General features: G+C 46.4%; 1 protein-coding gene, 2 tRNA genes and 3 rRNA genes. All 6 read right to left on the reverse strand.

All coding sequences use genetic code 11. The annotated features are described in order from the left end of the window. Window positions 1-46: 46 nt before the first annotated feature. Window positions 47-154: ribosomal RNA gene (gene rrf, locus ACVFVN_RS14315) — 5S ribosomal RNA — on the reverse strand. 159 nt (window positions 155-313) lie between these two features. Then, a 23S ribosomal RNA gene (locus ACVFVN_RS14320) occupies window positions 314-3071 on the reverse strand. A 157-nt stretch (window positions 3072-3228) separates the two neighbouring features. Beyond that, window positions 3229-3302 (reverse strand) — tRNA-Ala (locus ACVFVN_RS14325). A gap of 93 nt (window positions 3303-3395) precedes the next feature. Continuing rightward, window positions 3396-3469 (reverse strand) — tRNA-Ile (locus ACVFVN_RS14330). Window positions 3470-3683: 214 nt separating this feature from the next. Next, window positions 3684-5200 (reverse strand): 16S ribosomal RNA (locus ACVFVN_RS14335). Together the 16S, 23S and 5S rRNA genes with 2 tRNA genes alongside form the textbook arrangement of a ribosomal RNA operon. Before the next feature lie 21 nt (window positions 5201-5221). Beyond that, on the reverse strand, window positions 5222-5414 hold a 193-nt coding region (locus ACVFVN_RS14340; protein WP_456235806.1), incomplete at its 5' end, for a hypothetical protein.

Here is a 5414-nt window from a genome sequence, read left to right on the forward strand (position 1 = left end):
AAAACAAAAAAAGCTCATCAACAATGTTGATGAGCTTTCAAATAAAAACTGGCGGCGACCTACTCTCCCGCGTTAGCAGTACCATCGGCGCTAGAGGGCTTAACTTCTGTGTTCGGAATGGGAACAGGTGAGCCCCTCTGCTAAAACCACCCTAAATAAGGTATATAGCTGTAGGCAGTAGGCTATAAGCTTTAGGCTTACAGCGTAAAGCATACTGCTTTTTATCGGTAATATACATCACAAAGGCAAAACCTTTAGCGCACTTATAAGAACTTGTCTTTAAATATTAATTTTAAGATTATAGCAACCAATAGGCTATAAATCTACGGGTAATTAGTACTACTCGGCTATGACATTACTGCCTTTACACCTATAGCCTATCAACGTGGTCATCTCCCACGACCCTTAAAAGATGTCTAATCTTGCGGCGAGTTTCGCACTTATATGCTTTCAGTGCTTATCTCATCCAAACATAGCTACTCAGCGGTGCACCTGGCGGTACAACTGATACACCAGAGGTTTGTTCAACACGGTCCTCTCGTACTAGAGTCAACTCCGCGCAAACATCTAACGCCCGCAATAGATAGAGACCGAACTGTCTCACGACGTTCTGAACCCAGCTCGCGTGCCACTTTAATGGGCGAACAGCCCAACCCTTGGGACCTTCTCCAGCCCCAGGATGTGACGAGCCGACATCGAGGTGCCGAACCTCCCCGTCGATGTGAGCTCTTGGGGGAGACTAGCCTGTTATCCCCGGAGTACCTTTTATCCTATGAGCGATGGCCCTTCCATACGGAACCACCGGATCACTATGTCCTGCTTTCGCACCTGATCGACTTGTTGGTCTCACAGTCAAGCACCCTTATGCCATTACACTCTACGCACGGTTACCAAGCGTGCTGAGGGTACCTTTGAAAGCCTCCGTTACTCTTTTGGAGGCGACCACCCCAGTCAAACTACCCACCACGCAATGTCCTTCTAAAAGAAGTTAGGCTCCAAGTAAGTAAAGGGTGGTATTTCAACGTTGACTCCACAAACACTAGCGTGCCTGCTTCATAGTCTCCCACCTATCCTACACATTACTTACTCAAAGTCAATACGAAGTTATAGTAAAGGTTCACAGGGTCTTTTCGTCCCATTGCGGGTAATCGGCATCTTCACCGATACTACAATTTCACCGAGCTCGTGGCTGAGACAGTGCCCAGATCGTTACACCATTCGTGCAGGTCGGAACTTACCCGACAAGGAATTTCGCTACCTTAGGACCGTTATAGTTACGGCCGCCGTTTACTGGGGCTTCAGTTAATGCCTTCGAGTTACCTCTAAGCACCTTCCTTAACCTTCCAGCACCGGGCAGGTGTCAGACCCTATACAGCATCTTTCGATTTAGCAGAGTCCTGTGTTTTTGATAAACAGTCGCCTGGGCCTCTTCACTGCGGCCACCATTGCTGATGGCGTCTCTTCTTCCGAAGTTACGAGACTATTTTGCCTAGTTCCTTAGCCACGACTCACTCGAGCACCTTAGGATTCTCTCCTCGACTACCTGTGTCGGTTTTGGTACGGGTTGCTTCACTTCGGCTTTTCTTGGAACCGCTTTCCCTACAGCAGCTTCGCCCGAAGGCTAGGCCTTGACTATTCCGTCAGTCTCCAGTAAGTACGGCAATCCGTCCCCTTTTTAGTGTGAGCAAGTATGGGAATATTAACCCATTGTCCATCCACTTCCCCTTTCGGGTGCGCGTTAGGTCCCGACTAACCCTCAGCTGATTAGCATGGCTGAGGAAACCTTAGTCTTTCGGTGAGGGGGTTTCTCGCCCCCTTTATCGTTACTTATGCCTACATTTTCTTTTCTATCCGCTCCACAAAGCCTCACGACTCTGCTTCAGCGCAAATAGAATGCTCTCCTACCGATTATTAAATAATCCCATAGCTTCGGTACTATACTTATGCCCGATTATTATCCATGCCGGACCGCTCGACTAGTGAGCTGTTACGCACTCTTTAAATGAATGGCTGCTTCCAAGCCAACATCCTAGCTGTCAATGCAGTCCAACCGCGTTGTTTCAACTTAGTATAGATTTAGGGACCTTAGCTGTTGGTCCGGGTTCTTTCCCTCTCGGACATGGACCTTAGCACCCATGCCCTCACTGCCGTAAAACATTTATTAGCATTCGGAGTTTGTCAGGAATTGGTAGGATTTGACTCCCCCGCATCCAATCAGTAGCTCTACCTCTAATAAACTTATATACGACGCTGCACCTAAATGCATTTCGGAGAGTACGAGCTATCTCCCAGTTTGATTGGCCTTTCACCCCTACCCACAAGTCATCCCAAGACTTTTCAACGTCAACGGGTTCGGTCCTCCACTTTGTGTTACCAAAGCTTCAACCTGCCCATGGGTAGATCACAAGGTTTCGCGTCTAATCCTACTAACTAACCGCCCTATTCAGACTCGCTTTCGCTCCGGCTCCGGACCTGAAGTCCTTAACCTCGCTAGTAAAATTAACTCGTAGGCTCATTATGCAAAAGGCACGCCGTCACTGGACTTGCCAGCTCCGACCGCTTGTAGGCGTACGGTTTCAGGTTCTATTTCACCCTTCTATTCGAAGTGCTTTTCACCTTTCCTTCACAGTACTTGTTCACTATCGGTCTTTCAGGAGTATTTAGCCTTGGAGGATGGTCCCCCCATATTCAGACAGGATTTCACGTGTCCCGCCCTACTCATTTATCACTTAAATATGCCTTTCATATACGGGGCTATCACCCTCTATGGCTGTTCTTTCCAGAACATTCTATTAAACATATAAAAGCTTTTGGGCTAATCCGCTTTCGCTCGCCACTACTTACGGAATCTCTTCGATTTCTTTTCCTCCGGGTACTTAGATGTTTCAGTTCTCCGGGTTTGCTCTCTAAATAAATTTAGAGTAATACATCTTCAATGTATTGGGTTGCCCCATTCGGACATCTCGGGATCAATTCGTGTGTGCCAATCCCCCGAGCTTTTCGCAGCTTACCACGTCCTTCGTCGCCTCTGAAAGCCTAGGCATCCGCCATACGCCCTTAACGATTTCTTTCCTATTTTTAGGTTACTCAAGCACTTATAAGTGCTCGGTTTTCTCTTTGTGATGTCTTTACCGTTAATGTCAATGATCTTTTGTCTTATTTATCCTTTGATGAACAGATATTGTTTTTGGCTCTATCCGTAACTTTTAAATCAAATTCAAAATACTGTGGAGAATAAGGGAGTCGAACCCTTGACCTCCTGCGTGCAAGGCAGGCGCTCTAGCCAGCTGAGCTAATTCCCCCTCTAGTAGACTTCGAGATATTTAGATTTGAGACCAGAGACTCTCAATATTTGTCTCATTTCTCTCATCTTTCTATCTCCCGTCTATAATTAGTAGTCTCGGGCAGGCTCGAACTGCCGACCTCTACATTATCAGTGTAGCGCTCTAACCAGCTGAGCTACGAGACTGTCTTTTTAGACGTTTAGATTTGAGATTCTAGACTCAAGATATAAAACTATCGTCTCGCATCTATTATCTTCTCATCTCCTGTCTCTTCCCTATACTAATTTCTAGTGGGTATATTTTAATATTTACAACCGAGTAAAAAAAACCAAAGCTATGCTTTGTTTAAGGTAAGTGTCATATAAATGACTTATTTGTTTTACGTTCTTCAACGCTCTAAAATGAGATGTTCCAGCCGCACCTTCCGGTACGGCTACCTTGTTACGACTTAGCCCTAGTTACTTGTTTTACCCTAGGCAGCTCCTTTTACGGTCACCGACTTCAGGTACCCCAAACTTCCATGGCTTGACGGGCGGTGTGTACAAGGCCCGGGAACGTATTCACCGCGCCATGGCTGATGCGCGATTACTAGCGATTCCAGCTTCATAGAGTCGAGTTGCAGACTCCAATCCGAACTGAGATAGGCTTTCGAGATTTGCATCACATCGCTGTGTAGCTGCCCTCTGTACCTACCATTGTAGCACGTGTGTGGCCCAAGGCGTAAGGGCCGTGATGATTTGACGTCATCCCCACCTTCCTCTCTACTTGCGTAGGCAGTCTCACTAGAGTCCTCAACTAAATGTTAGCAACTAGTGACAGGGGTTGCGCTCGTTGCAGGACTTAACCTAACACCTCACGGCACGAGCTGACGACAACCATGCAGCACCTTGAAAATTGTCCGAAGAAAAGTCTATTTCTAAACCTGTCAATTCCCATTTAAGCCTTGGTAAGGTTCCTCGCGTATCATCGAATTAAACCACATGCTCCACCGCTTGTGCGGGCCCCCGTCAATTCCTTTGAGTTTCATTCTTGCGAACGTACTCCCCAGGTGGATTACTTATCACTTTCGCTTAGTCTCTGAAGATAAATCCCCAAAAACGAGTAATCATCGTTTACGGCGTGGACTACCAGGGTATCTAATCCTGTTCGCTACCCACGCTTTCGTCCATCAGCGTCAGTTAAAACATAGTGACCTGCCTTCGCAATTGGTGTTCTAAGTAATATCTATGCATTTCACCGCTACACTACTTATTCCAGCCACTTCTACTTTACTCAAGACTTGCAGTATCAATGGCAGTTCGACAGTTGAGCTGCCGGATTTCACCACTGACTTACAAGCCCGCCTACGGACCCTTTAAACCCAATAAATCCGGATAACGCTTGCACCCTCCGTATTACCGCGGCTGCTGGCACGGAGTTAGCCGGTGCTTATTCATATAGTACCTTCAGCTACTCTCACGAGAGTAGGTTTATCCCTATATAAAAGAAGTTTACAATCCATAGAACCGTCGTCCTTCACGCGGGATGGCTGGATCAGGCGCTAACCCATTGTCCAATATTCCTCACTGCTGCCTCCCGTAGGAGTCTGGTCCGTGTCTCAGTACCAGTGTGGGGGATCACCCTCTCAGGCCCCCTAAAGATCATCGGCTTGGTAGGCCGTTACCCTACCAACTACCTAATCTTGCGCGTGCCCATCCTTATCCGATAAATCTTTCAATATCAACTGAGGCCAGTCAATATATTATAGAGTATTAATCCGAATTTCTCCGGGCTATCCTCTTGATAAGGGCAGGTTGCACACGTGTTACGCACCCGTACGCCGCTCTCAAAATCCCGAAGGATATCTACCGCTCAGCTTGCATGTGTTAGGCCTCCCGCTAGCGTTCATCCTGAGCCAGGATCAAACTCTCCATTGTATGTTTGTTTATCCTTAAACTCTAACTCAATTTAAAATTGACGCTTTGGTTTTTTTTCCTTACTTGGTTGTTATATTTAATGTCAATGAACTTCGTTCTTTTCGCATAAATCAGCATACTGTTTCTGTCATCTGTCTGCCGATTTGCGAGTGCAAAAGTAAAAACTTTTTCCAAACTGACCAAATGTTTTTGAAAGTTTTTTTTAAAAAAATTT

The sequence above is a fragment of the Soonwooa purpurea genome (genome assembly GCF_053891095.1).